18 protein-coding genes are annotated in these 23568 nt (G+C 67.4%); 6 read left to right on the forward strand and 12 right to left on the reverse strand.

Annotated elements, in window-relative coordinates; genetic code table 11:
- Positions 1–6 precede the first annotated feature (6 nt).
- On the forward strand, positions 7–744 hold the full coding sequence (locus QP512_RS17165; RefSeq protein ID WP_286072061.1) for an endonuclease/exonuclease/phosphatase family protein: 738 nt from the start codon (positions 7–9) through the stop codon (positions 742–744).
- Between the two features lie 113 nt (positions 745–857).
- On the opposite strand, the gene QP512_RS17170 is transcribed toward QP512_RS17165, so the two are convergent.
- The gene (locus QP512_RS17170; RefSeq protein ID WP_286069878.1) at positions 858–1733 is read right to left on the reverse strand and encodes an EamA family transporter; all 876 of its coding nucleotides are present in this window, start codon (positions 1731–1733) and stop codon (positions 858–860) included.
- A gap of 72 nt (positions 1734–1805) precedes the next feature.
- On the opposite strand from QP512_RS17170, the gene QP512_RS17175 reads away from it, so the two are divergent.
- From QP512_RS17175 to fhuE, 3 genes are all read left to right on the forward strand, one after another.
- Complete coding sequence (locus QP512_RS17175; protein WP_286069880.1) at positions 1806–2279, forward strand: Lrp/AsnC family transcriptional regulator; 474 nt, start codon at positions 1806–1808, stop codon at positions 2277–2279.
- Positions 2280–2356: 77 nt separating this feature from the next.
- Entirely contained in the window at positions 2357–2908 is a 552-nt protein-coding gene (locus tag QP512_RS17180) for a M23 family metallopeptidase (RefSeq protein ID WP_286069881.1), read from the forward strand.
- A 173-nt stretch (positions 2909–3081) separates the two neighbouring features.
- Positions 3082–5223 (forward strand): ferric-rhodotorulic acid/ferric-coprogen receptor FhuE, encoded by a 2142-nt coding sequence (gene fhuE / locus QP512_RS17185; RefSeq protein WP_286069882.1) that lies wholly within the window; start codon positions 3082–3084, stop codon positions 5221–5223.
- Positions 5224–5353: 130 nt separating this feature from the next.
- On the opposite strand, the gene QP512_RS17190 is transcribed toward fhuE, so the two are convergent.
- Together QP512_RS17190 and QP512_RS17195 are read right to left on the reverse strand one after the other, a co-directional pair.
- Positions 5354–8215, reverse strand: coding sequence for a TonB-dependent receptor (locus tag QP512_RS17190; RefSeq protein ID WP_286069883.1), 2862 nt, complete (start codon positions 8213–8215; stop codon positions 5354–5356).
- A 270-nt stretch (positions 8216–8485) separates the two neighbouring features.
- Positions 8486–8896: a biopolymer transporter ExbD gene (locus QP512_RS17195; protein ID WP_286069884.1), complete on the reverse strand. Its 411-nt coding sequence runs from the start codon at positions 8894–8896 to the stop codon at positions 8486–8488.
- A gap of 199 nt (positions 8897–9095) precedes the next feature.
- Between QP512_RS17195 and QP512_RS17200 the strand changes: the two genes are divergently transcribed.
- Complete coding sequence (locus QP512_RS17200; RefSeq protein WP_286069885.1) at positions 9096–11081, forward strand: transglycosylase SLT domain-containing protein; 1986 nt, start codon at positions 9096–9098, stop codon at positions 11079–11081.
- A gap of 92 nt (positions 11082–11173) precedes the next feature.
- Complete coding sequence (locus tag QP512_RS17205; protein WP_286069886.1) at positions 11174–12394, forward strand: multifunctional CCA addition/repair protein; 1221 nt, start codon at positions 11174–11176, stop codon at positions 12392–12394.
- Between the two features lie 65 nt (positions 12395–12459).
- On the opposite strand, the gene QP512_RS17210 is transcribed toward QP512_RS17205, so the two are convergent.
- The 9 genes from QP512_RS17210 to QP512_RS17250 all read right to left on the reverse strand — a co-directional run bounded on the left by QP512_RS17210 (position 12460) and on the right by QP512_RS17250 (position 23450).
- Positions 12460–12894: an SseB family protein gene (locus QP512_RS17210; protein ID WP_049429399.1), complete on the reverse strand. Its 435-nt coding sequence runs from the start codon at positions 12892–12894 to the stop codon at positions 12460–12462.
- Between the two features lie 49 nt (positions 12895–12943).
- On the reverse strand, positions 12944–13279 hold the full coding sequence (locus tag QP512_RS17215) for a hypothetical protein (protein ID WP_286069887.1): 336 nt from the start codon (positions 13277–13279) through the stop codon (positions 12944–12946).
- Between the two features lie 3 nt (positions 13280–13282).
- Positions 13283–14320, reverse strand: a complete 1038-nt coding sequence (locus QP512_RS17220) for a S41 family peptidase (RefSeq protein WP_286069888.1) — start codon at positions 14318–14320, stop codon at positions 13283–13285.
- Positions 14321–14548: 228 nt separating this feature from the next.
- Complete coding sequence (locus tag QP512_RS17225; protein WP_286069889.1) at positions 14549–17575, reverse strand: autotransporter outer membrane beta-barrel domain-containing protein; 3027 nt, start codon at positions 17573–17575, stop codon at positions 14549–14551.
- A 227-nt stretch (positions 17576–17802) separates the two neighbouring features.
- The gene (locus tag QP512_RS17230; protein WP_286069890.1) at positions 17803–18870 is read right to left on the reverse strand and encodes a heparan-alpha-glucosaminide N-acetyltransferase domain-containing protein; all 1068 of its coding nucleotides are present in this window, start codon (positions 18868–18870) and stop codon (positions 17803–17805) included.
- Positions 18870–20018, reverse strand: a complete 1149-nt coding sequence (gene nagA / locus QP512_RS17235; RefSeq protein WP_286069891.1) for an N-acetylglucosamine-6-phosphate deacetylase — start codon at positions 20016–20018, stop codon at positions 18870–18872. The genes QP512_RS17230 and nagA overlap by 1 nt, the downstream gene beginning before the upstream one ends.
- Complete coding sequence (locus tag QP512_RS17240; RefSeq protein WP_286069892.1) at positions 20018–21046, reverse strand: SIS domain-containing protein; 1029 nt, start codon at positions 21044–21046, stop codon at positions 20018–20020. Before QP512_RS17240 ends, nagA begins: the two co-directional genes overlap by 1 nt.
- A gap of 7 nt (positions 21047–21053) precedes the next feature.
- Entirely contained in the window at positions 21054–22121 is a 1068-nt protein-coding gene (locus tag QP512_RS17245; protein ID WP_006391719.1) for a LacI family DNA-binding transcriptional regulator, read from the reverse strand.
- A gap of 39 nt (positions 22122–22160) precedes the next feature.
- Entirely contained in the window at positions 22161–23450 is a 1290-nt protein-coding gene (locus QP512_RS17250; RefSeq protein ID WP_286069895.1) for a sugar MFS transporter, read from the reverse strand.
- Positions 23451–23568 lie beyond the last annotated feature (118 nt).

Genomic DNA, 23568 nt, shown 5'->3' on the forward strand with positions numbered 1-23568 from the left:
CTGCGCTTGCTGACGGCCAACATCCAGGCCGGCTCAAGTACCCGCCGCTACAGCGACTATGTGACCCGCAGCTGGTCACATGCGCTGCCGGCGGGCCGCAAGCGCAGCAGCCTTGACGCGATCGCCACCCTGGCGCGCGAACATGACATCGTCGGCCTGCAGGAGGCCGACCCGGGCAGCCTGCGCTCGGGCTTCACCAACCAGACCCACTACCTGGCCCAGCGCGCCGGCTTCAACTACTGGAGCCACCAGCCGAACCGGCGTATGGGCGGCGTCGCCTCCAGCGCGAACGGGTTGCTGAGCAAGCTTGAACCGGTGGAAGTGCAGGACCACGCCCTGCCCGGCCGCATCGGCGGGCGTGGCGTGCTGCTGGCCAAGTTCGGTGACGGTGCCGACGGCCTGGCCGTGGCGGTGGCCCATCTGTCGCTGGGCGCGGGCTCGCGGATGTCGCAGCTGGGCTTCATCGCCGAGCTGCTGTCCGATCACCCCAACGCGGTGCTGATGGGCGACTTCAACTGCCTGGCAGAACGCCCGGAAATGCAGGTGCTGTACCAGAAGACCCGGCTGCAGCCGCCCGGCTGCATCGTGCCGACCTTCCCCAGCTGGCGCCCGGACCGCGCCATCGATCACATCCTGGTCAGCAGCGGCCTGCAGACCCGCACCGTGGAAGCCTTACCGGCCGCGTTCTCCGATCACCTCGCCCTGGCGATGCAGATCGACGTCCCGGCTGACGCCCTGCGCTGACCACTGCTGGTGCGTGCCAACCTTGGTTGGCATGTTGCCCAAGGGCTGCGGACAGCTGCTCTTGTGGGTGCGGACCGTTGGTCCGCACGCTCTCGGCCGCGCATGGCCCGGCGCTACCCGGCCTGCACCACCGGCACCTTCAACCGCCTTGCCGTCATCGTGCTGCCCACCGACGCCAGCACCGTGCAGCCGATCGCCAGCCACTGCAGCCCATGCAGGTGCTCGTGCAGCAGCAGCATCGCCCACAGCGCGGCCACCGCCGGTTCCATGCTGATCAGGATGCCGAACGTCTCCTTCGGCAGGCGCTTGAGCGCCATCATCTCCAGCGACATCGGGATCGCGCTCGACACCAGCGCGACCAGCAGGCCCGCCGCCAGGATCGTCGGATCGAGCAGTGCGGCGCCGGCATGCACCACGCCCACCGGTACCACCACCAGCGATGCCGCCAGCAGCCCCAGCGAGACCGAGTGCCCGGCATGCAGATGACCGGCACGCTTGCCGAACACGATATACAGGCCCCAGCACGCCGCTGCGCCCATCGCATACAGCACGCCGGCCGGGTCCAGCGCCGGGCCACCGCCGATCGGCAGCAGCAACAGCAGCCCCACTGCCGCGCAACCCACCCAGAGGAAGTCGATCGGACGTCGTGATGACAGCATCGCCACCGTCAGCGGCCCGGTGAACTCGATGGCCACCGCAATGCCGAAGGGAATGGTGCGCAGGGCCATGTAGAACAGCAGGTTCATCAGGCCCAGGGTGAGGCCGTAGCGCAGGATGGTGATCGCATCCACGCGACTGGTCTTCCAGCGCCACGGCCGCCAGAACAGCAGCAGCAACAACGCGGAGAAGCCCACGCGCAGCCCGCTGGTGCCTTGGGCACCGATCAGCGGGAACAGGTGTTTGGCATAGGAGGTGCCGATGGCCAGCGAGGTGACCGAGCCGAGCACCGCCAGCGCCGGCAACATCGGCGCAAGTCGTGAGGTCTGCATGCGCAAAGTCTATTGCGCCCGCGCCGAGCACTTGGCTCAATTGGCAGCCTGTTCGTGCAACTTCTGCTCACCATGGCCACCGCCCCCGTGCTCGACAGCTTCGACCGCGCCATCCTCGACCTGCTGCAGCGGAACAACGCCCTGCCACAGCGCGAGATCGCCGAGACCGTGCACCTGTCCACCCCGGCCGTGCAGCGCCGCATCAAGCGCCTGCAGGACAGTGGCGTGATTGCCGCCAACGTGGCGGTGGTCGCTGCGGCCAAGGTCGGGCGGCCACTGACCATCATCGTCGAGGTGCGCGTGGTCAGCGAGCAGCGTGAACGCGTGGCACCGTTCAAGCACCGTGTGCAGGACGATCCGGCGGTGCAGCAGTGCTACTCGATCACCGGCGACGGCGATTTCCTGCTGCTGCTTTCGGCCGCGTCGATGGAGGAGTACGAGACGATCACCGAGCGCCTGTTCGGCGGCGATGACAACATCGAGCGGTTCCGCACGTCGGTGGCGCTGGGCACGTTGAAGCGGAGCTTCGAGGTGCCGCTGCTGTAGCGTCGGGCCGTGCTCGACGGCATTTGGACTGCATGGCAACAGCCGTCGAGCATGGCTCGACACTACAATCGAAAACCATGAGCACAACACCGTCCCGCGCCCGTCGCCTGCGCCGCTGGTTGCTGCGCGGCCTGTTCCTGGCCATCGCCATCGTTGCGGCGATGGCGTTGTGGAACAGTCCGTGGGCCGTCGCGCCGAGAATGCTCTGGTCGCTGGCCCGGATGCCGCCGGCCACGCAGCTGCCGGTGCCGGTGGACGGCGTGCGTCCACGGCAGATCGCCGATACGTTCGGTGCGCCGCGTGGCCGTGACCGTTCCCACGCCGGCATCGACATCTTCGCCAAGCGCGGAACGCCGGTGCGCAGCGCAACCGCCGGGGTCATCGCCGACGTCCGTGAAGGCGGGCTGGGCGGCCGCCAGGTGTGGGTGATCGGTCCGGCCCGCGAGCGCTACTACTACGCGCACCTGGAGGATTGGGCCGAGGGCCTGGCGCGCGGCCAGGTGGTGCAGCCCGGCGACCTTCTCGGCCACGTGGGCGACAGCGGCAACGCCAAGGGCACCCCGCCCCACCTGCACTGGGGCATCTACGGCACCGACGGCGCGCGCGACCCGCTGCCGCTGCTGCGCTGACCCACCGGTCCCGTGAACGATGGGCTGCGTGCTCATGATTTGTAAATAGGAATAGTTCGTATTACGATTATTTCGTTTCCGGTAGCGCCAGGACGGCCTGCCCGCCCTCTCGCTACCCATAGCGCCTCGCCTCCTGGATGCCGGCTGATGGCGCGTGCTCGCCCAGGACCCCCATGATCCGTTCCGCCTTCCGTACCCCGCAGCCGCAACGGCTGTCCGTTGCCGTGCTCGCCGTTCTCTGCGCCGTCGCCCCGGCCGCCTTCGCCGAAACCGCCGCCGACCCGACCACCCTCGACAAGGTGGTGGTGAAGGGCGAACGCGCCGAAGGCTATTCGGTGCGCCGCACGTCGGCCGGTACCCGCTTCGACCTGGCCCCGCGCGAGATCCCGCAGTCGATCAGCATCATCAGCCACCAGCGCATCGAAGATCAGAACCTGGACGACATCATCGACGTGCTGGCCAACACCACCGGCGTGACCAGCACCCAGTCCGACAGCGAGCGCACCGAGTTCTATGCGCGTGGCTTCTACATCGATGCCTACCAGTTCGATGGCCTGCCCACGCAGATGGTGCAGAACTGGAGCTATGGCGACTCCGGCCTGGACTTGGCGCTGTACGACCGGGTGGAAGTGGTGCGAGGTGCCACCGGTCTGCTCAGCGGTGCCGGCAATCCGTCCGCGTCGGTGAACCTGATCCGCAAGCACGCCGACAGCGCCGAACTGGCCGGCAGCGTATCGGTGAACGTCGGCAGCTGGGGCCGCACCCGCACCACCGTTGACGTGGGCAGCGCGCTCAACGCCAGCGGCACCGTGCGCGGCCGCGTGATCGGAAGCTACCTTGACACCGACGGCCAGATGGACCGGTACAACCAGCGAAAGACGCTGGGCTATGCGGTCATCGACGCCGACCTGACCCCGGACACGCAGCTGAGCGTAGGCTACGACTACCAGCACAAGAAGGCCACCGCCCCCACCTGGGGTGGCTTCCCGATGTGGTTCTCCGACGGCACCGAAACCAACTATCCGACCTCGTTCAATCCGTCGCCGGACTGGACCTTCTGGGACACCACCAGCAAGCGTGCGTTCGCCACCCTGCAGCACGCCTTCGGTAACGGCTGGAAGTTCAAGATCGGCGCCACCCACGACCGCACCGATGCCGACGACAAGCTGTTCTATCCGTTCTATGGCGGCGGCTTCAACAAGACCACCGGCGCCGGCGTGCTGCCGATGGCCGGCTACTACAAGACCCACCGCAAGGTGGATGGCGTCGATGGTTACGTTGATGGCCCGTTCCAGCTGTTTGGCCGCGAGCACCAGTTCATGGCGGGCCTGAGCTACAACAAGCGCGAGTACGTGAACACCGGCGACTTCCAGTCGGCCTGGGCGCCACTGGACAACTACCTCACCTGGACCGGCAGCTTCCCGGAGCCGAACTGGGCGGCCACGCTGCCGACCCAGAGCCAGGGCACCATCAAGCAGAAGGCCGCCTACGCCGCCACGCGCCTGTCGCTGGCCGATCCGCTCAAGCTGATCCTTGGCGCGCGCTACACCGACTGGAGCCTGGACGGCACCGAAGGCGCAACCCTCAGCCGCTTCAGCCACAAGGTGACCACGCCGTATGCCGGCCTGGTGTTCGACATCAATGACACCTGGTCGACCTACGCCAGCTACACCGAGATCTTCCAGCCGCAGACCTACCGCAACCAGCAAGGCCGCTACCTCGATCCGGTGGACGGCAAGAGCTACGAAGTGGGCGTCAAGGGCGCATGGTTCGACAACCGCCTGAACGCCTCGCTGGCGGTGTTCCGCATCGAGCAGGACAACGTCGCCCAGCAGACCGGCGGCTTCGTCGACGGCTCGGCCAACGAGTACGCCTACGTCGCCGCGCGCGGCACCGTCAGCCGTGGCGTGGAGTTCGAACTGAACGGCGAACTGGCCCCGGGCTGGAATGCCACCTTCGGTGCCTCGCGCTACGTGGCCAAGGACATCAATGGCAGCGACATCAACACCCAGCTGCCGCAGACCGCGATCAAGGCCTACACCAGCTACACCCCGCAGTCGCTGACCGCGCTGACCTTCGGCGGCGGCGTGAACTGGCAGAACGGCATCTACTACACCGACCCGGTGTATGGCCGCTTCAACCAGGATGCCTACGCCCTGGTCGGTGCCTTCGTGCGCTACCGCATCGCACCGCAGTTCAGCGTGCAGGCCAACCTCAACAACCTGCTGGACAAGAAGTACTACGCGCAGATCTACGGCTATGGCGGCTATGGCGAAGGCCGCAACGGCTCGCTGACGTTCACCTGGTCGTTCTGAGCAGGCGCAGGGCACGATCGGCCCCGCACCAGTAGAGCCGGGCCCATGCTCGGCTCAGAGAATCAGCCGAGCGTGGCTCGGCTCTACACCCGCAAGGCGGCGCCGGGCCGAGCCCGGCGCCACTCGCTCATCAGAAGCGCAGATCCGCGCGCAGGTACCAGTAACGGCCACGCGGGATGTCGTACGTCGAGGCGTCGTAGCCGTTCAACGAGCACGACAGGCAGATCGGCGGATCCTTGTCGAACACGTTGTTCAGGCCGGCGGTCAGCTGCAGCCCCTTCATCCAGTCGATCTTGTAGCCCACCTGCATGTCATGGAAGGTGGTGGCCGACAGCGTGTTGGTGCCCGCAGCCTGGTTGCTGCACACCGGGAAGGCCGCAGCATCGCCACAGTTCTCGGTCAGCTCGGAGATGTGGCGCACCGTCCAGTTGGCGCTCCAGCGGTCCATCGTCCAGCCGATGCTGGCGTTGCTGGTCCACTCCGGAATCGAGCTGTCAGCCACTTCCACGCCCGGCTTCTGCGGCTGCTTCTGCCCGGCCGCGCCGGTGGCCTCGTAACGGCCGACGAAGGTGTTCTTCCACGCCAGCTTGAACTGGCCGATGGCGGTCTGTGGCAGCGTCCAGAACAGATCCACGTCCCAGCCGTCGGTCTTGATCGACCCCAGGTTGGTCAGGCGGTTGTTGAAGCTGCTGACCGCACCGGTGCTGGCACGGGTAATGCCGTTGCAGTAGATCGGGTCCAGCGTATCCACGCACAGGTCCAGCTGGGTCTGCGCGTTGATCGCCTGGATCGCGCCGTCGATGGCATGGCGGTAGAAGGTCACCTCCACATCGAAGCGCTCCGACCACGAGGCGTTGTTGCCGAACCACGGGCTCCACACGAAGCCGGCACTGAAGCTGCGCGAACGTTCCGGGTCCAGCTCGCGGTTGCCGCCGGTGGTCACCGAGATCTGCGAGTTGGCCTGCTGGAAGCCGGCCGGCACGCCCAGCGCGGCGCAGTTGGCCGCGCTGCCACGCGGCGGCGTACCGCCCAGGCCCACCGAGCACGGGTCGAACAGCTGCAGGTCGGCACGGGCCGCCGAGCCGTACAGTTCACCGATCGACGGCGCGCGGAAGCCCTCGGCGTAGGTGGTGCGCAGCACGAAGTCATCGGTCACCTGCCAGCGCAGGCCGTACTTGGGCGTGAACTCGCCGCCGAAGGTGGAGTAGTCCGAATAGCGGCCGGCCAGGCTCAGGTCGAGCTTCTTGCCGAACGGGGAGTCGGCGAAGATCGGCACGCTCAGCTCCAGGTAGGCCTCGTTGACATCATAGGAACCGGAGGTCGGCTGCGACGGCACGCCGTTGTAATGGCCGATCACCGTCAGCGGATCGGGCTGGTAGGAGCCCTTGTACTTGCGGTACTCGAAACCGGTGGCGAAAGACACCGGGCCGGCCGGCAGCGAGAACAGCTCGCTGGACAGGTTGGCGGTGAACAGGCTCAGCTCGTTCTGGCTGCGGTCTCGCACCACCGGCTGGATCCACTCCAGCATGTCCGGGGTGATCGAGCCAGCGCCGCCGAAGATGTTCAGCGGCACGCAGCCCGGCGTGGCCGCGCACACCGCCGGGTCGCCCAGCGCCATGTTCACCTTGTAGATGTCATAGCTGCCGTAGTTGGTCTGTTCGGCCTTGTTCTTGCTGTACATGCCGTTGACGTCCCAGTACCAGCTGCGGTCAGCGGCGTGGAAGTCACCCACCAGGCCGGTGGCGAAGTAGGTGGTGTCCACCTTCTGCTTGAACACGCGCGCACCGCCTTCCACCGGGCGACGACCGATCAGGCTCATGTTGTCGCCGGAAACCAGATCGAAGCCGAACGGGTTGTACGGGTTGAGGGCGGAAACGGTGATGTTGTCGGCCAGCGGATTGCCGGTGGCGCCATCGGGACCGAAGAACAGCGGCTCGGGGCCGGCCTGGTTGGTCGACTCGCGACGGTTGCCAAGCGCCTTGACGTACCACTGCACGTTGTCGGTGATGTCGAAGCGGAACTGCCCGAACAGGCCTTTGCGCTCCGACGGCGTCAGCACCATGTTGTATTCGGCGAAGTTGAAGCGGTCGGCGGTGGTGAAGCAGTGGTAGTCATCCGTGCGGCTGCAACCGGCACTGCCGTCGTAACGCGGATTGCTCACGCCGGTGTTCGGCACGATGTTCTGCACCGCGCCGGTGTTCGGGTCTGTGAACATGAAACGGCCCTGCGGGATGCCACCGCTGCCGAACGCCAGGCCGGTACCGGGAATCGGGAAGCGCGACTGCTCGCGGTCCTTGGCGAAGACCGGGTCCTGCTTGGTCCAGCTGGCGCCCAGGAACAGGCTGAAGCGATCACCGCTCTTGCCCCAGGCCAGGTCCACGCCCTTCTGCGTGCCGTCGCCCTTGCTGTACTCGCCGTAGTTCAGCGTCACCTGGCCACCATCGAAATCGCGGCGGGTGATGATGTTGACCACGCCAGCGATGGCGTCGGAGCCGTACAGCGACGACGCGCCGTCCTCCAGCACTTCAATGCGCTCGACGATGGCCAGCGGAATGGTGTTGAGGTCGGTGGCCGAGCCCACGCCGGACGCCGAGGATTCATTGACCCAGCGGATGCCATCGACCAGCACCAGCACGCGCTTGGCCCCCAGGTGGCGCAGATCGACCTGCGCCGAACCGGCGCCCACGCCACTGCCATCGGGCGGGAAACCGAAGTTGCCGGACGAGTTGAACTTGGCGTTGAGCGCCGAGCCGGAGCCGGTCAGCTGCTGCAGCACCTCGCCGATCGAGGTCAGGCCGGTGCGTTCGATGTCACCGCGCGTCAACGTCTGGATCGGCACCTGGCCTTCGACTTCAGCGCGCTTGATGCGGGTGCCGGTCACTTCCACCGCGTCCAGGTTGGTGGTGGATTGTGCAGCGGCACCGAGCGGTGCCAGAGCCGTCACGCACAGCGCAACGGCAACCGCCAACGGGCGGTGGTGCAGGTGAATCATTCGCTCTCTCTCCAAAGGAATGTCGGGACATGGACTGCCGCGCTCCCCCCTGCATGGCGGCAGCGTCTCCTTTGTAAACAAACGGTAAACGCCATGGCGTGATGATCGACACTCTTTCACGCAGATTTGACGTAGTTGGCAACCAATCGCGTCAGATGCATGCCGCCGGATACCGGACGGTACTGTTCGAGGCGACGGGTTTCATGCCGGGCACGACAGCACACGCCGAACTTTGCCAGCGGTCATCAAGCGCTCTCGCAAGTGCCGATGCTAGTAACCCTGCGCTGTGACGCGAAGGCCACGCCCCTCGATGGCGAGCAGCACCCGCACCATGTCGCCGTAATCGGTGCTGTCGGCGGTGGTCAGGTGCAGCGAAGGCTGGAGCGCCGGCGGCAACTGCTGGAGCTGAGCGAGGGCGTGCTGCAGTGACGGGTCGTCCAAGGGGCGGTCATTCCAGTAGACGGCACCGGCCGCGTCGAGGCGCAGCGCGATCGATGCCGGTGGCGTGTGCCCGGGCCCCGGAGGACAGACAGTGCGCTGGTGGAACGGGCGCACCGCCGTCGTCTGCGCCATCGGCAAAGTGGTGACCACCAGTGCCAGCACTACCAGCAGCACATCCACCAGCGGTGCGAGATTGATCCCGGACATCAGCGCACGAGCCTGCACGGATGAATAGCGCATACCACGCTCCTTCGCGGATACAGCGGCCCACGTCGGGCAGACCGCGCTGTGCGGGAATCATCGCACGATCGCGATCCGCGCCAGGGTTGTCGCTTCTGCCGCCCCCCCCGCATGCGCACCGTCCCGGCAGGATCCATCGTCTACCCATTCCATCCGCGGCGTGCACACGATGCGAAACTGAATTCAGCCAGCCCCCGCTATGCTCATCGCCATGACCCGACGCACTCCCACTGCCCTGTCCCTGCTGCCCTTGGCCACCACGCTGCTGATCGGTTGCGCCAACGCCCAGTCCCTCGACGCCCAGAACGCGCAGCTGAAAGCCGCGATCGCTGCCGCCGAACGCGGCCAGTTCGATCCCGGCCAGGCCGGTGCGCTCAGTCGCCACCCGGCCTATGGCTGGCTGGAGTACGCGAACCTGCGTCGCAACATCGACACCGTCGATACCGCGCAGGCCCAGGCCTTCCTCAAGCGCTACGACGGCCAGGCCGTGGCTACTACCTTCCGCAGCGTGTGGCTGCCCTCGGTCGCACGCCGCCAGGACTGGCCGACCCTGCTGGCCAACTGGGCGCCCACCGACAATGTCGGGCTGCGCTGTGCGCAGCTGACCGCGCGCCAGGTCACCGGCAAGATCGATCCGCAGTGGATCAGCGAGGCGCAGGACCTGTGGCGCAAGAACGGCAAGTCGCTGCCGGACGGCTGCGACGCGGTATTCGCCGTGCTGCAGGCACAGGGCGGCCTGAGCGACGCCCTGCGCTGGGAGCGCATCGATGCCGCCGCCGACGCACAGCAGCCGGCCGTGATGCGCAGCGCCGCACGCGGCCTGCCCGCCGCGGACCTGGCGCAGGCCAACAGCTACGCCGCCTTCGTTGACAAGCCCAACGCCAGCGCATTGAACTGGCCACGCAACGAGCGCAGCCGGCGCATCGCCACCGATGGTCTGGAAAAGCTGGCCAAGGCCGACCCGGGCGCCACCGAGCAACAGCTGCCACAGTACGCACAGGCCCTCGGCCTGAGTGCGGCCCAACAGGGCCAGGTGCTGTACCAGATCGCCCTGTGGACCGTGGCCTCCTACCTGCCGGATTCGGCGCGCCGCCTCAATGCGGTGCCCGAATCGGCCTATGACGAACGCCTGCACGAGTGGCGTGTTCGCGAAGCAATGTCACGCGGGGACTGGCCCGCAGCGCTGACCGCGATCCGCAAGATGGGCAGCAAGCAGCGCAGCGACCCGCGCTGGCGCTACTTCGAAGGCCGCATGCTGGAGAAGACCGGCCAGGCCCAGCAGGCGCAGCCGCTGTTCCGCGAGGCCGCGCGCGCACCGACCTTCCACGGTTTCCTTGCAGCCGACAAGCTGCAGCAGGGCTACACGCTGTGTCCATGGAAGCCGAATGACAGTGCGCAGGCACAGGCGGTGATCGCGCGTGACCCGGCCATCCAGCGCGCGATGGCGCTGTACCAGATCGACCGCACCGGCTGGGCCGTGGCTGAGTGGAACAGCGCGCTGTCGCGCTTCGATGACACCCAGCGCCGGCTCGCCGTGCGCGTGGCGCAGGACAACGGCTGGTTTGATCGCGCCGTGTTCGCACTGGGCAAGCAGCCGCAGGAGCAGCGCCTGTACGACCTGCGCTTCCCGCTGCACCACGACGCCACCATCCGCCGTGAATCAGCACGCAATGCGATCGACCCGGCCTGGGTGGCTGCGGAAATCCGCGCTGAAAGCACCTTCACCCCGCGCGCGCGCTCGCCAGCCAACGCCATGGGCCTGATGCAGGTGCTGCCGGCCACCGGTGCCAGCGTGGCCAAGTCCATCGGCCTGACCGGCTATGGCGGCGCCGACAGCCTGTACGACCCGGACACCAACATCGCCATCGGCACCGCCTACCTGCGCCAGTTGATGAACAAGTACGACGGCCTGCCATACGTGACCATCGCCGCTTACAACGCCGGCCCGACCCCGACCGCGCGCTGGCAGGGGCAGCGCCCGGGCTTTGACCCGGATCTGTGGATCGAGACGATCAGCTACAAGGAAACCCGCGAGTACGTGGCTCGCGTGCTGGCATTCAGCGTGATCTACGACTGGCGCCTCAATGGTGATGCGCTGCCGTTGAGCGACCGCCTGATGGGCCGCCTGGTCGACAAGCGCAAGAATTTCAGCTGCGCCGCCAACGCCGACCAGGGCGGGGACTGATCACACTGCGGTGGTGCCGGGCGCTGGCCAGCATCGGCCGATGTTCCGGGGTTGCCGGCCAACGGCCGGCACTACCGTGCGATCATCCCCCCATGAAGATCTATCTTGTCGGCGGCGCCGTGCGCGACCGCCTGCTGCAGCGCCCTGCCGGTGATCGCGACTGGGTCGTGGTCGGCGCCACGCCCGCGCAGATGGAAGCGCTGGGCTACACCGCGGTGGGCCGTGATTTCCCGGTATTCCTGCACCCGAAGACCGGCGAGGAATACGCGCTGGCGCGCACCGAGCGCAAATCCGGCCGTGGCTATCGCGGCTTCGTGGTCGATGCCGATCCGGCGGTGACGCTGGAAGAGGACCTGCAGCGCCGCGACTTCACCATCAACGCGATTGCCTGCGACGAGGACACCGGCACGCTGGTCGATCCCTATGGCGGCGTGCGCGATCTTGAGCAGCGCGTGCTGCGCCACGTCGGCCCCGCCTTCGTCGAAGACCCGCTGCGCGTGCTGCGCGCGGCACGCTTCATGGCCCGTTTTGCGCCACTGGGCTTCAGCGTCGCCGAAGAGACCATGGCACTGATGCGCGAGGTGGCCGCCAGCGGCGAGCTGGACGCGCTGGTGCCCGAGCGCGTCTGGCAGGAGCTGCGCAAGGCGCTGGTCAGTCAGCGGCCCTCCGCGTTCCTGCGCACATTGCACGATGCGCGTGCACTGGGCCCGATCCTGCCCGAACTGGAAGCGCTGTACGGCGTGCCGCAGCGTGCCGAATTCCACCCGGAAGTCGACACCGGCATCCACCAGGAAATGGTCAGCGACATGGCTGCCAGCCTGGCGCCGGGCGATGACCTGGTGGGTTTCGCCGCGCTCACCCACGACCTCGGCAAGGGTCTGACGCCACCGGAAGAATGGCCGCGCCACATCATGCACGAGCAGCGCGGCATCAAGCCGTTGAAGGCATTGTGCGCGCGGCTGAAGGTTCCCACCGAGCACCAGCAGCTGGCCGAGGCGGTCTGCCGCGAGCACTTGAACGTGCACCGCATCGACGAACTGCGCGATGCCACCGTGCTGGAACTGCTGGGCCGCTGCGATGCGCTGCGCCGGCCGGAGCGCGTGGCCCGCATCGCGCTGTGCTGCGAGGCTGACAAGCGCGGACGGCTGGGATTTGAGGACAGCGACTACCCGCAGGGCGAGACGCTGAAGCGCCTGCACCAGGCGGCGTTGTCAGTACAGGCGCGGGATCTGGATACCACGCACCTGAAGGGGCCGGCCATTGGCGAGGCGCTGGCCAAGGCGAGGGTGAAGGCGATTGCGGCGGCACGGTGATCCGCAACGGTCGCCACCGCTATTGGTAGTGCCGGCCGCTGGCCGGCAACCAGAAAATCGCGGGATCAGTGCGCCATGCCGCGGGTAATCGCCGCAGCACGCTGCTTCAGTTGCGCCACCGCATCGGGAATCATCTCCATGCCCACGTCCAGGCCCGGGTTCAGCACAAGCCCGACGCCGTCGCCGATACCGGCCAGCAGCGCGTGCACCGCGATGGGCATGGCATGGGCGAACTGCGGCAGCTGCTCATGCCACAGGCCAGCGCGCTCGGGCGCAGTGAACACCGCGAACATCGGTTCGCCGCTTTCGCTGGTCAGCACCAGCGGCGAGATGCTCTCGTCCCAGGCGCCATCTTCGCCAATGGCCTTGTCCAGCAGCACGAACGCCGTCGAGGTCAGCAGGCCGTCGAGGAACTGCGACGCGGTCAGCGTGCCGTCCTGGGCCTGCAGCAGGCGCACCTCGAGGTCGTTGAGGGGGTCGAACGGGGTGTCGTGGTCCATGGTCGCTTCCGGTACGTGATTGCAGGGCAGACTTTAACAGGCCCGGTCCTCAACCGAGGAATCCGTGCCGCCACAGCCAGCCCAGGGAGGCCAGCCCAGCCAGGCCCACCAGCATCAGTGGCAGGCCAAAGCGGTGCCGCCACGGGATCGGCACCCCGCCCAGCTGCTGGTCCATGGACTCGGTGTCCAGCACCCAGCCGTGTTCGCACCGGGTGCACGCCAGCTCGTAGCGGCGCTGGTAGGTGAAGCCGAACAGCAGGTCGATGCGCGCCATTTTGTAGCGCAGCTGCGGGGCGAACTCGGTTTCCGCCCCACAGCGCAGGCAGTGGTGGGCTTCGGTGGGGCCGACGATCAGCACCCGTTCCTGTTGGCCGATCAGGATCATGGATCAGCGCGCCTGGCAGGCGGGCTGGGCCAGCAGCCAGGCTTGGGCGGCGGCAAGGGTGGCCGCATCGCCTGTCGTCGGTTCATCCGGAGTAATCCTGGCACCGGCACCAACGCCAGTGCGGTCTTTCATCACCGCGGTCGTCATCGAAAACACGCTGCCATCCACCAAGGTGCGCGTGACGTTGCTTGTCGAGAAGCCCGCTGTCGACTGCCCGAAACTCCGCGCCTGTGGCCGCCCCCTGAACGACAGCATCGTTGCTTCGCCAGAGCTGGCGGTATTCGACCCGACCAGAACGGCGACGGGCGCGCCGGGCTGCTTGAGGGAATACCCCGGTCGACCGAATCCCAGCGTGGGACGACCATCGACCTGCACCATGGTCGGCGTCAGACTCCAGCGCTGCGGCCCGCGGGCAGTAGCAAACGACCCGACCTCTTCCACGCCTGTCGACGAAGTGCGCAGCAACGGTGCAACACCCAGCAGCATCGGCCACATGTTGCCCCCACTGTTGCTGCGCAGATCAACAATCCAGCCACAGCGATCGCCGCTGTCCTTGCCACGGATGACATCCTGCCATTGCAGGGCGCGCTGGATGTCCTGATTGAACTCGTCCTGCCGCGTAGCCCGTGGCGTAGGGGCATAGCCTTCGATGACCACCCAGCCAATGCGTGCATCGACTGCACCAGCCACTTTCGCCTTGGCAACGGCCTCAGCGCCGACCTGCTTCGAGCGCTCCGTGACTTCACGCTTGCGTGCAAGCGTCATCCAGACACCATGGCCCCCGGTGCTCTCCACGATGATCTCACGCAGGGCGGTATGCAACGCACCCGGGTACGCCTGCAACGACGCCAGGCGCTTTCGAGCGGCAGGCCAGTCCACCTTGTCCCGATACAAGGCTTCATGCTCGAGCAGATCCAGGATCTGCACCTGTGCATCCGGCGAAGGTATTTCGGTGGTGGACGCAGCGGCGGCCGTTGCGTTGGCTGCCAGAAGGATCAGCATCAGTGCACCAATCCCACGCAGTCCCTTGCGCATCTGCATGCGACGTTTCCTTGTCGTTGGGTCAGATCTACAGCATAGCCGTGGCGGATCATGCTCGCCATTGCGCGGATAGCCGTTGTAGAACCGAGTCCATGCTCGGCTTTGGAGGAGCACGACTGACGCAGCCGAGCATGGCGCGGCTCTACAGAGTCATGACGGTGGCAGGATTCGTGTCGACTCAGGTCGACACCCACCAGAGCGGTTCATGCCGCCGGGCATGGCCCGGCGCTACCAGTCCGCGCGCAGGCCGATGTTGCCTTCGATGATGCGGCGCTTCTCGTTGCGGTCACCGCCCAGTTCGCGGGTGTAGTCGGCCATCGCGTACGCGCTGATGGTGCGGTTGAAGCGCCCGACCACGCCCACACCGGCTTCGAGCGCGCGTGAGCGCTGCGAATTGATGATCGTGTCGTCGTCGAAGCGGATGCGATCCTCTCCAGAACGGCCATGCCAGTAGTTGAGCTTGAAGTACGGCTGCCAGCCGTCGTCAGCCAGCTGGTAATCGCCGGCAACGCGCAGGCCGACGCGGCCGGTCCAGGCGTTGTCGTTGTCGAAACGCACGCGCGACACCTCATCGCGGCGGTCGTCCAGCGACGTGCGTTGCCAGATCACCTGCACCTGCGGTTCCAGCCACCATGCGGACTGCCCGACGTGCAGCAGCGGCTTGCCCGCCTCCACCGACACGCTGGTGCCATCGCCCTTGATGCCGAAGCCGAGCCCACGCGAGGAACGCACGCGGCCGTCGTAGCGGCTCTGCATCGCCACGGCGTCGATGTAGCCGCCACTGCTGTCGGTGAAGGTCCAGTACAGGCCCACGTGCTTGTCGTCCAGGCGGTTCTGGCCCACCTGCACGTTCTCCCAGCCCAGCGCCAGACCCGTGGTCCTGCCCTGCGCGCGGGTGCGACCGACGAACACGCCGATCTGGTTGCGATGGTTGTCGGAGGCAGCGGCCCACACGTCCAGACCCGCCTGCAGGCCCATCACATCGCCATCGAAGCCCGGCTGCGCATCCTCCTTCCAATGGATCTCGCTGCTCTGCCCCACCAACCGCCCCCAGGCGGTGCGGAACGCGCCCTGGTTGTACAGCAGGCGCTGCTCGCCCTGCCGCTCGTGGAAGGTACCGAGGCTGGCCAGCGAGGTCTCGCGCAGCAGCGGCGGCACCACCGCATAGGCGGCGGTCTCCACGCGGTACAGCGGTACCACTGTGCCCTCGGCGGGGCGTGCACCCGGCGTAGGCGGCGCGCCGGTGCCGGGCAGCGCACCGCCGGCCACCGGCACGTCCGGCACGGCCGGATCGCTGGGTGGCGCCACCGGCACCGGTTCCGGCGGCGGTGGCGGCGGTGCGGTCTCGCCCGCGGTCAGGTCCGGATCGGTGGCGCCTTCGGGCGGCGGTGGCGGCGCAGGGGTGATCGGCGGCGGCGGGGCCACGGGAGGCGTCAGCGGTGGCGGTGTCGCGCTGCCGCCACCGTTGGGTGCTGGCGTCGGCCCGGTCACCAGCGTCGAACGCAGGTACCAGTTCTCTGCGGTACCGGCACTGACACCGCCCTTGAACAGGAAGTACTCGTAGGCACCGGCCGCGACCGGTGCGAACAGCGAGAACGCGCCCGGCGCGGTGCGGCCACCATTCAAGGCCTGCACCACCAGGATGCCGTCGGCCAGCGTGGCCGCGCCGCTGCCGCCGGCGTTGAGCACGCCGATGCCGGTGGTCCCGGTGGCAGTACCGCCGTCGATCACCAGACGGTCGCTGGTGGAGTTGTCCGCGCCCAGCACAGTGCGCAGGTACAGGCCACCACCGTCTCCGCGGTAGTTACCACGCACGGTGAACACGTCGCCAGCGCCGGTGCCGGTCAGGTCGATGCGCCCGGCATTGACCATCTCCACCAGTGCACCACTGTTGAACGGACGGATGGCATGGCCGCCGCTGCCCGCGTACACAGTACTGGTGTCATCCACCGTGAGCGTGCCGGTGCCGGTACTGCTGTCGCCCAGCACCAGGTCGCCATCGAAGCTCAGCTCCGTGCTGTTGGCCAGGTTGATCGTCTCCCAGTTCTGGAAGCGGCCCACGCCGGCGGTCTTGACGTTGCTGAGGTTGAGCTGGTCGATGCCGCTGCCACCGTCGAACAGCGGCACCGCGCCAAGGTTGCCCTGGTTGAGGTTGCCGAGGGTGGCCACGTCGTTGTCCGGCCCCATGTCGATCGCACCGTAGACGATGCCACCGCCATTCCAGTTGAAGGTGTCATCGCCGGTACTGAGCAGCACCTGCCCGCGCACGGTGCCGTCGGTGATGGTCACGCTGTCGTTGCCGCCGCTGACGCTGATGTTGCCGCCGATATAGGCCGTGCCAGAAATGATGATGGTGTCGGTGTCGAAGCCGGTCACCACGTTGCCATCCACGGTACCGCCGGACTGGTCCCACAGGTTCTTGTCCAGCTTCATGTTGACGCGGCCGATGCGGCCTGCGGTCATCCAGGCCTGGTCGCCATCCTCGAACGCACCGATGATGCGGCCACCGCTCATGCGGAAGGTATCGATGTTGTCGCCCTGCTGCAGCGCGCCGATCGTGCCGCCACTCATGACGAAATCATCGCGGCCACTGCCCTGCGCCACCACGCCGGTGACGGTGCCACCGGTGACGGTCATCTGGTCATCGCCACTGCCCTGGTCGACGCTGTCGATCGTACCGTTGCCCAGCACCAGCACGTCGTTGCCATCGCCCTGCAGGACGCCGCCGCTGATGCTGCCGGCCTGCATGTCCAGGCGGTCATTGCCGGCACCGAACTGCACGCCGGTGCGCCCGCTGATCGTTCCGCGGTTGACCAGCACGCTGTCGCCCGCGCCGACGAACTGCAGCGCGGTGTTGTTGCCGGTACTGATGCTGCCCGCATTTTCGACGCGGCTGCCACCACCGAGCTGGACCGCCACGCCGCCCACCGAACTGATCGTGCCCAGGTTGGACAGCAGGTGCCCGCCAGCACCCACCAGCGCAATGGCGCTGGCGCCGCCGCTCTGCTGCAGCTGCGCTCCGCTGTCGACGTTGACGGTGACGCCGGCCGCGCCCGTGGCGGTGATCGGCACCGTCTGCGGATTCGGTGCATTGGCATCGCAGGTGACGGTCTGGCCCGCAACCGGAGCGACGGTGTCACAGCCGGCCCAGGCGGCGCCGGCGGTCAGCAGCATGATGGACGGGACGGTCAGGGCCTGCAGCACGGAAACCGTGAGGCGGCATGGACGGAAAGCGCGCGGAACGGCACGGGGCATACAGCACTCCTGGACAGGGGATCAGGAACTGCGGATATGCGGTACTGCGCAGGCAGTCTGCCGTGTGGTGAACGGTTTCGACAGGTGAAATTTCGTGGCGGCCATCACAGTTCAGTTGCGAACTTGATGGAGCATCACCTCACATCCACGTGGCTGAAACTCTTCATCTTTGCGGCGAACACAGGCCGCCGCGGAAAGCATCCACGCATGGCGTGGATGAGATGCCGTCAGATCTTCAGATAGATCTTCCGCCGGTCCAGCCACCCCGCCACGCCCCACCACAGCGCGACGAACGCCAGCGCCTGCAGCATCGATGCCAACTCAAGCGCCTGCGGCATCGCGGCGGCCAGTTGCTGCCAGATCCAGCTCCAGGCACCGCTGGCCATCAACGCCACCGACATCACCGAGGCCCCCAGATACGCGGTGATCGCATTGACGCCGAAGCGCCGGCCCAGCGCCGGCCATCCCTTCTGGTCGATCAGCACGTGGCCCAACCACAGTGCCAGCGCGGCCAGGCCACCGGTCCACAGCACGTAGCTGGGCGTCCACAGCTGCTTGTTCAACGGCAGCACCGTGGCCAGCAGCAGCCCCAGCACGGCGGTTGCCACACCCAGGCCAGCCAATGCCGCCGCACGACCGCTGCGCAGCAGACCACCGGCCAACAGGCCGAGCACGGTACTGGCCAGCGCACCCAGCGTGCTCAGCAACCCTTCCGGGTCATGGCCCAGCCCGGTATCGGCCTGCCACTGGTAGATCCAGGGGGCGAACAGCGTGGTGTCCAGGCGGCTGGCCGGGTTGGTCCATGGCGCCACGTCACCGATGCCCAGCAGCAGCGCGGTGTAGCCCACCAGCAGCGTGACCAGCACGCCCACCTGCACGCGCGGCCGCGCATACACCGCCAGCACACCCACCAACGCTGCGCACACCGCAATCCGTTGCAGCACGCCCCAGATGCGGAAGTGATGGGTATGCAGCGCCCACCAGATCATCAGGTGCAGCAGCGCACCGGCCACCAGGATGCGCAGCGCGCGCTCCAGTACGCCGCGCGCCAACGCCGGTCGCGCCGCCGTATCCTGCGCGCGCGGTGCCACGCTGAAGGCCATCGACACGCCCACCAGGAACAGGAAGAACGGGAACACCAGGTCGGTGGGCGTGCAGCCGTGCCATTCCGAATGGCGCAGCGGTGCGAACACCGCACTCCAGTCTCCCGGGTTGTTGACCAGCAGCATCGCCGCCACGGTGATGCCGCGCAGGGCATCGATCGAGCCCAGGCGGCGTGGCGGCGTACTGTTCATCAGGCGGCCTCGTACTGTCCGGCAATCCAGGTACCGCGCACCTGCAGGGCTTCGTCCAGCAGCACCAGGTCGGCCTGGTAGCCCTCGGCGATATGGCCCAGGCGGTCGTCGACGTTGAGGAACTGCGCCGGATAGGTCGACGCCATGCGTGCAGCTTCGGCCAGCGGTTGGCCAAGCAGCTGCACGGTATTGCGGACGGCGGTGGCCATGTCCAGCGCAGAACCGGCCAGCGAACCGGCGGCATTGCGTACCACACCATCGATGGCGGTGATGGTTTCGCCATACAGCACGTAACTGGGATCGTCGGCACCGACCGGCGGCATCGCATCGGTCACCAGCAGCAGGCGACCACGCGGCTTGGCCGCCAGTGCCACACGCAGGCTGGCCGGGTGCACATGCACGCCGTCGACGATGATGCCGATCCAGCTATCGCGGTCTTCCAGCGCAGCGCCCACCGCACCGGGCTCACGGCCCTGCAACGGCGACATCGCGTTGTACAGGTGAGTGAAGCCGCGCACGCCCGCATCCAGGCCGGCGCGGATTTCTTCGTAGGTGCCTGCGGTGTGGCCGGCGGCGACGATCACGCCCCGCTCGACCAGTGCACGGATGGTCTCCAGCGGCACGCGCTCCGGCGCCAGCGTCAGTAGGGTCACGCCGTTGTCCAGCGACGCGGCCAGTGCGATCTCTTCTTCATCCGGCACGCGGAACTTGCTGGCATCGTGCGTGCCCTTGCGCGTCGGCGCGATGTACGGGCCTTCCAGGTGGATGCCGATCACCCCCGGCACGCCCTGCGCGATGGCCTCGCGCATCGCACCGATGGCTTCGCGCATCACCGCCACGTCATCGCTGATCAGCGTGGGCAGCATCGCGGTGGTACCGAAACGGCGATGGGCCTGCGCGATGGTGCGCAGCGCCGCCACGTCCGGCGTGTTGTTGAACAGCGCGCCGCCGCCGCCATTGACCTGCACGTCGATGAAGCCGGGCAGCAGCCAGCCGCCGGCCAGGTCCACCTGCTCGGCCGCGTGGCCGAGCTGCGGCGCGGCATCGGGCAGCAGCGCGCTGATGCGGCCGTCTTCGATCACCACCGCCAGGTCGTCGCGGAACTCATCGCCCGCCAGGATGCGGGCGTTGTGCAGCACGGTCGCCATCACACGGTCTCCGTCACCTTGTTCAGGTGCGGCGGCAGATCCGGATTGAAACCACGGCGCAGCGCCAGCGTGTTGATTGCGCGGTAGAAGCTCTGCACGGTCAGCAACGGTGCGCACAACGGATGCGGCGCGGCGGCCACCGGCAGGTTTCCACCGGCACCGGCCAGCCACACCTGCGCGCCGCGTGCGGTGAACTCATCGACCACCGCACGGGTACCGGCGCCGGTTTCGTCCGGCTGGGCGAAGGCCAGCACCGGGAAGCCGCGGTCGACCAGCGCCATCGGGCCGTGCTTGACCTCGGCCGAGCTGTAGGCCTCGGCGTGCAGGCTGCAGGTTTCCTTGAACTTCAGCGCGGCTTCCTGCGCTGCCCCCAGGCCCAGGCCACGGCCGAGCACGAACAGGTTGGTGGCGTCGACCAGGCCCTCGGTCACCGCGCTCCAGTCGCACTGCCACGCTTCGCGCATGGCATCGGGCAGCAGGTCCAGCGCGTTGCGCAGGCTGCTGTCCTGCTTCCAGTACGCGGCCAGCTGCAGCAATGCGGCCAGCGAGGCCAGGTAGCTCTTGGTCGCGGCCACGCTCTTCTCGGCACCGGCATGCAGCGGAATGACCGTGTCGGCCAGCTGCGCCAGCGGCGAGTCTTCGACGTTGACCAGCGCGACCACGCGCGCGCCCGCCGCCTTGGCGGCCTCGGCGTTGCGCAGCAGGTCCGGGCTCTTGCCCGACTGCGAAATGACGATGAACAGCGCGCCACGCAACTGCAGCGGCGCGGCATAGACCGAGCCCACCGACGGCGACGCGGAGGCGACCACCAGGCCCAACTGGGTTTCCAGCAGGTACTTGCCGTAGGTGGCGGCATGGTCCGAGCTGCCGCGGGCGCAGGTGACCACGAACGGCGGCGGTGCTGCGCGCAGGCTGGCGGCCAGGGTTTCCATGGTGGCGTGGTTGCGCGAGAACTGGCGGGCAACCACGTCAGCCGCTTCAGCGGCCTCGGCGAACATCAGGGTGGCGGTGGGGTCTGACAGCGACATGGCAGGCTCAGGCAGGATCGGAAGGAAGGGGGCGTGCACCGGCGGGGCGCATCGGCGCGGTCGAACCGCGCACCACCAGTTGCGGCACGAAGCCCTGGTTGTGCAGCGGAGCCGGCGCATCGTCGTAGGCGTCGCTGCGCAGCTGTGCGATCAGCAGGCGGGCGGCGTGGCGGGCAATGTCTTCGGTGGCCTGCTTGGCGGTGGTCAGCGGTGGCCACGACTGGCGCGAGAACGGGCTGTCCTCGAAGCCGGCGATGGACAGGTCGTACGGCACGTTCATGCCGGCCGACTTGGCGGCGGCCAGCACGCCGGCAGCGATTTCGTCATTGGAGCCAAAGATGGCGGTGGGCGGCTCGCGCAGCGCCAGCAGGCGGCGCGCACCGCGGAAACCATCGTCGAAGGTGTAATCGCCCTGCACCACCAGGTGTTTGTCCACGGTCATGCCGTAGTCCTTCAGCGCGGCTTCGTAACCGGCGTAGCGTTCGCCCGACGAGCGGTGCGAGATGCCGCCCCAGAGGAAGCCGATGCGCTGGTGGCCGAGCTGGATCAGGTGCTCGGTGATCTCATAGGCAGCCTCGCGGTCGTCGACGAACACGCAGGCGCCGTCGGCCGGGTCTTCGGTAGCGGCGATGATGCGCACCAGCTTGATGCCGCGCGCGGTGAGCGCCTGGATCAGGTCGCGGCGCTCGGACATCGGCGCGGTCAGCACCAGCCCGGCCAGACGCGAACGCTGCACCCAGTCGGCCAGTTCATCGGCCAGCAGCGGCGAGCTGGAATCGCAGGGATGGATCTGCAGCCCGAAACCGGTCTCGCGGCAGGCGGCGAGCACGCCGTTCTGCACGCCGATGATGTGGTACGGGTTCGGGTTGTCGTAGACCAGCCCGATCACGAAGGTGGTGCCGCTGCGCAGGTTGCGCGCGGACGGATCGGGCTCGTAGTCAAGCTCGGCGATGGCACGCAGCACCCGCGCACGGGTGGCCTGCATCACCGACGGTTCGTTGTTGATCACCCGCGAGACCGTCTTCAGCGAGACCTTGGCCTTCTCCGCAACGTCCTTGATGGTCGCTCTGCGCATGGGTTTTCCCTGGGGTTGGCTGCCGTCCATCATCGCCGATCAGGCCTTGTCCTGCGGCAGGCCGGCGCGATGGCCGATCACCGAGTAGAACAGGATGTACAGGTAGCACGGCACCATCAGCAGCACGAACACCAGCTGGAAGTCGATGTGCTGCTTGAGCACCGCGAACAGCTGCGGGATGATCGCGCCGCCGGCGATGCCCATCACCAGCAGCGCCGAACCGGTTTCGGTGAAGCGGCCCAGGCCACGGATCGCCAGCGGGAAGATCGCCGGCCACATCATCGCGTTGGCAAAGCCCAGCAGGGCCACGAAGGCCACCGAGACGTAGCCGTGGGTGGCCCAGGCGCAGAGGCAGAACACCACGCCCAGCACCGCCGAGATGGTCAGGTAGCGCGACTGCGAGACCACCTTCGGGATCAGCAGCAGGCCGACCACGTAACCGACCAGCATCGCGCCCAGGGTGAGCGAGGTGAACATCTTGGTCTGGTCCAGCGGCAGGTCGAAGCCGTGGCCGTAGGTACCGATGGCATCACCGGCCATCACCTCCACGCCGACGTAGACGAACAGGCACAGCACGCCCAGCCACAGGTGCGGAAACTGGAAGATGCTGCGGCGCTCGGCGGCACCGGCCGCGGCCGGGGTGGCGTTGGCTTCGGACGACTTGATTTCCGGCAGTGGCGAGAACAGCACAGCAACCGCCAGCAGTACCAGCAGGCCGGCCATCGCCAGGTAGGGTGCATGGATCTTGGCGGCGAATTCGTTCAGCAGCTGTGCCTTGGTCGCCTCATCGGCCGCGGCCACGCTGGCCGAGAGATCGCCGATGCCGTGCAGCACCACGGTACCGATCAGCACCGGCGCGAGCATGCCCGCGATCTTGTTGCAGATGCCCATCAGCGCGATGCGGCGCGCCGCCGTTTCGATCGGGCCAAGGATGGAGATGTACGGGTTGATCGCGGTCTGCAGCAGGGCCAGGCCGCTGCCGATCACGAACAGACCGCCGAGCGCGCCGGGGTACCAGCGCTGGGTGGCGAATTCGCCGAACAGTGCGGCGCCGCCGGCCATCACCAGCAGGCTCAGGCTCAGGCCCTTCTTCATGCCAGTGCGGCGCAGGATCCACGACGCAGGCAGCGCAAGGAAGAAGTAGGACAGGTAGAACACCATCAGCACCAGGAAGGCGCCGACCTCGCTGAGTTCGAAGGCGAGCTTGACGAAGGTGATCAGCGGGCCGTTGAGCCAGGTGAAGAAGCCGATCAGGAAGAACAGCACGCCGACGATGGCGATGGAGGTGGCCACGTTCGGGCGCACGCTTGCAGCGGAGACGGCGGACATCGGGAAGGGCTCCTGCGGCGACGGCCGCAGAACGCGGCGTCGGAGAGTGGCTGGGAACAACGTTGTCACATTCTTTCGATGGACAGCCGCGGTTTGTCAACTTGATTGCACAGGCGCG

It is taken from the genome of Stenotrophomonas sp. 57 (genome assembly GCF_030291075.1).
Classification (GTDB): Bacteria; Pseudomonadota; Gammaproteobacteria; order Xanthomonadales; family Xanthomonadaceae; genus Stenotrophomonas.

What these genes read in the sequence shown, in the direction of transcription:
- QP512_RS17200 (WP_286069885.1), top strand. Translation starts at nt 9,096, where the DNA reads ATGCTCATCGCCATGACCCGACGCACTCCCACTGCCCTGTCCCTGCTG.
- QP512_RS17210 (WP_049429399.1), bottom strand. Translation starts at nt 12,894, where the DNA reads ATGGACCACGACACCCCGTTCGACCCCCTCAACGACCTCGAGGTGCGC.
- QP512_RS17220 (WP_286069888.1), bottom strand. Translation starts at nt 14,320, where the DNA reads ATGCAGATGCGCAAGGGACTGCGTGGGATTGGTGCACTGATGCTGATC.
- nagA (WP_286069891.1), bottom strand. Translation starts at nt 20,018, where the DNA reads ATGGCGACCGTGCTGCACAACGCCCGCATCCTGGCGGGCGATGAGTTC.
- QP512_RS17180 (WP_286069881.1), top strand. Translation starts at nt 2,357, where the DNA reads ATGAGCACAACACCGTCCCGCGCCCGTCGCCTGCGCCGCTGGTTGCTG.
- QP512_RS17225 (WP_286069889.1), bottom strand. Translation starts at nt 17,575, where the DNA reads ATGCCCCGTGCCGTTCCGCGCGCTTTCCGTCCATGCCGCCTCACGGTT.
- QP512_RS17170 (WP_286069878.1), bottom strand. Translation starts at nt 1,733, where the DNA reads ATGCAGACCTCACGACTTGCGCCGATGTTGCCGGCGCTGGCGGTGCTC.
- QP512_RS17195 (WP_286069884.1), bottom strand. Translation starts at nt 8,896, where the DNA reads ATGCGCTATTCATCCGTGCAGGCTCGTGCGCTGATGTCCGGGATCAAT.
- QP512_RS17175 (WP_286069880.1), top strand. Translation starts at nt 1,806, where the DNA reads ATGGCCACCGCCCCCGTGCTCGACAGCTTCGACCGCGCCATCCTCGAC.
- QP512_RS17215 (WP_286069887.1), bottom strand. Translation starts at nt 13,279, where the DNA reads ATGATCCTGATCGGCCAACAGGAACGGGTGCTGATCGTCGGCCCCACC.
- fhuE (WP_286069882.1), top strand. Translation starts at nt 3,082, where the DNA reads ATGATCCGTTCCGCCTTCCGTACCCCGCAGCCGCAACGGCTGTCCGTT.
- QP512_RS17190 (WP_286069883.1), bottom strand. Translation starts at nt 8,215, where the DNA reads ATGATTCACCTGCACCACCGCCCGTTGGCGGTTGCCGTTGCGCTGTGC.
- QP512_RS17240 (WP_286069892.1), bottom strand. Translation starts at nt 21,046, where the DNA reads ATGTCGCTGTCAGACCCCACCGCCACCCTGATGTTCGCCGAGGCCGCT.
- QP512_RS17250 (WP_286069895.1), bottom strand. Translation starts at nt 23,450, where the DNA reads ATGTCCGCCGTCTCCGCTGCAAGCGTGCGCCCGAACGTGGCCACCTCC.
- QP512_RS17245 (WP_006391719.1), bottom strand. Translation starts at nt 22,121, where the DNA reads ATGCGCAGAGCGACCATCAAGGACGTTGCGGAGAAGGCCAAGGTCTCG.
- QP512_RS17230 (WP_286069890.1), bottom strand. Translation starts at nt 18,870, where the DNA reads ATGAACAGTACGCCGCCACGCCGCCTGGGCTCGATCGATGCCCTGCGC.
- QP512_RS17205 (WP_286069886.1), top strand. Translation starts at nt 11,174, where the DNA reads ATGAAGATCTATCTTGTCGGCGGCGCCGTGCGCGACCGCCTGCTGCAG.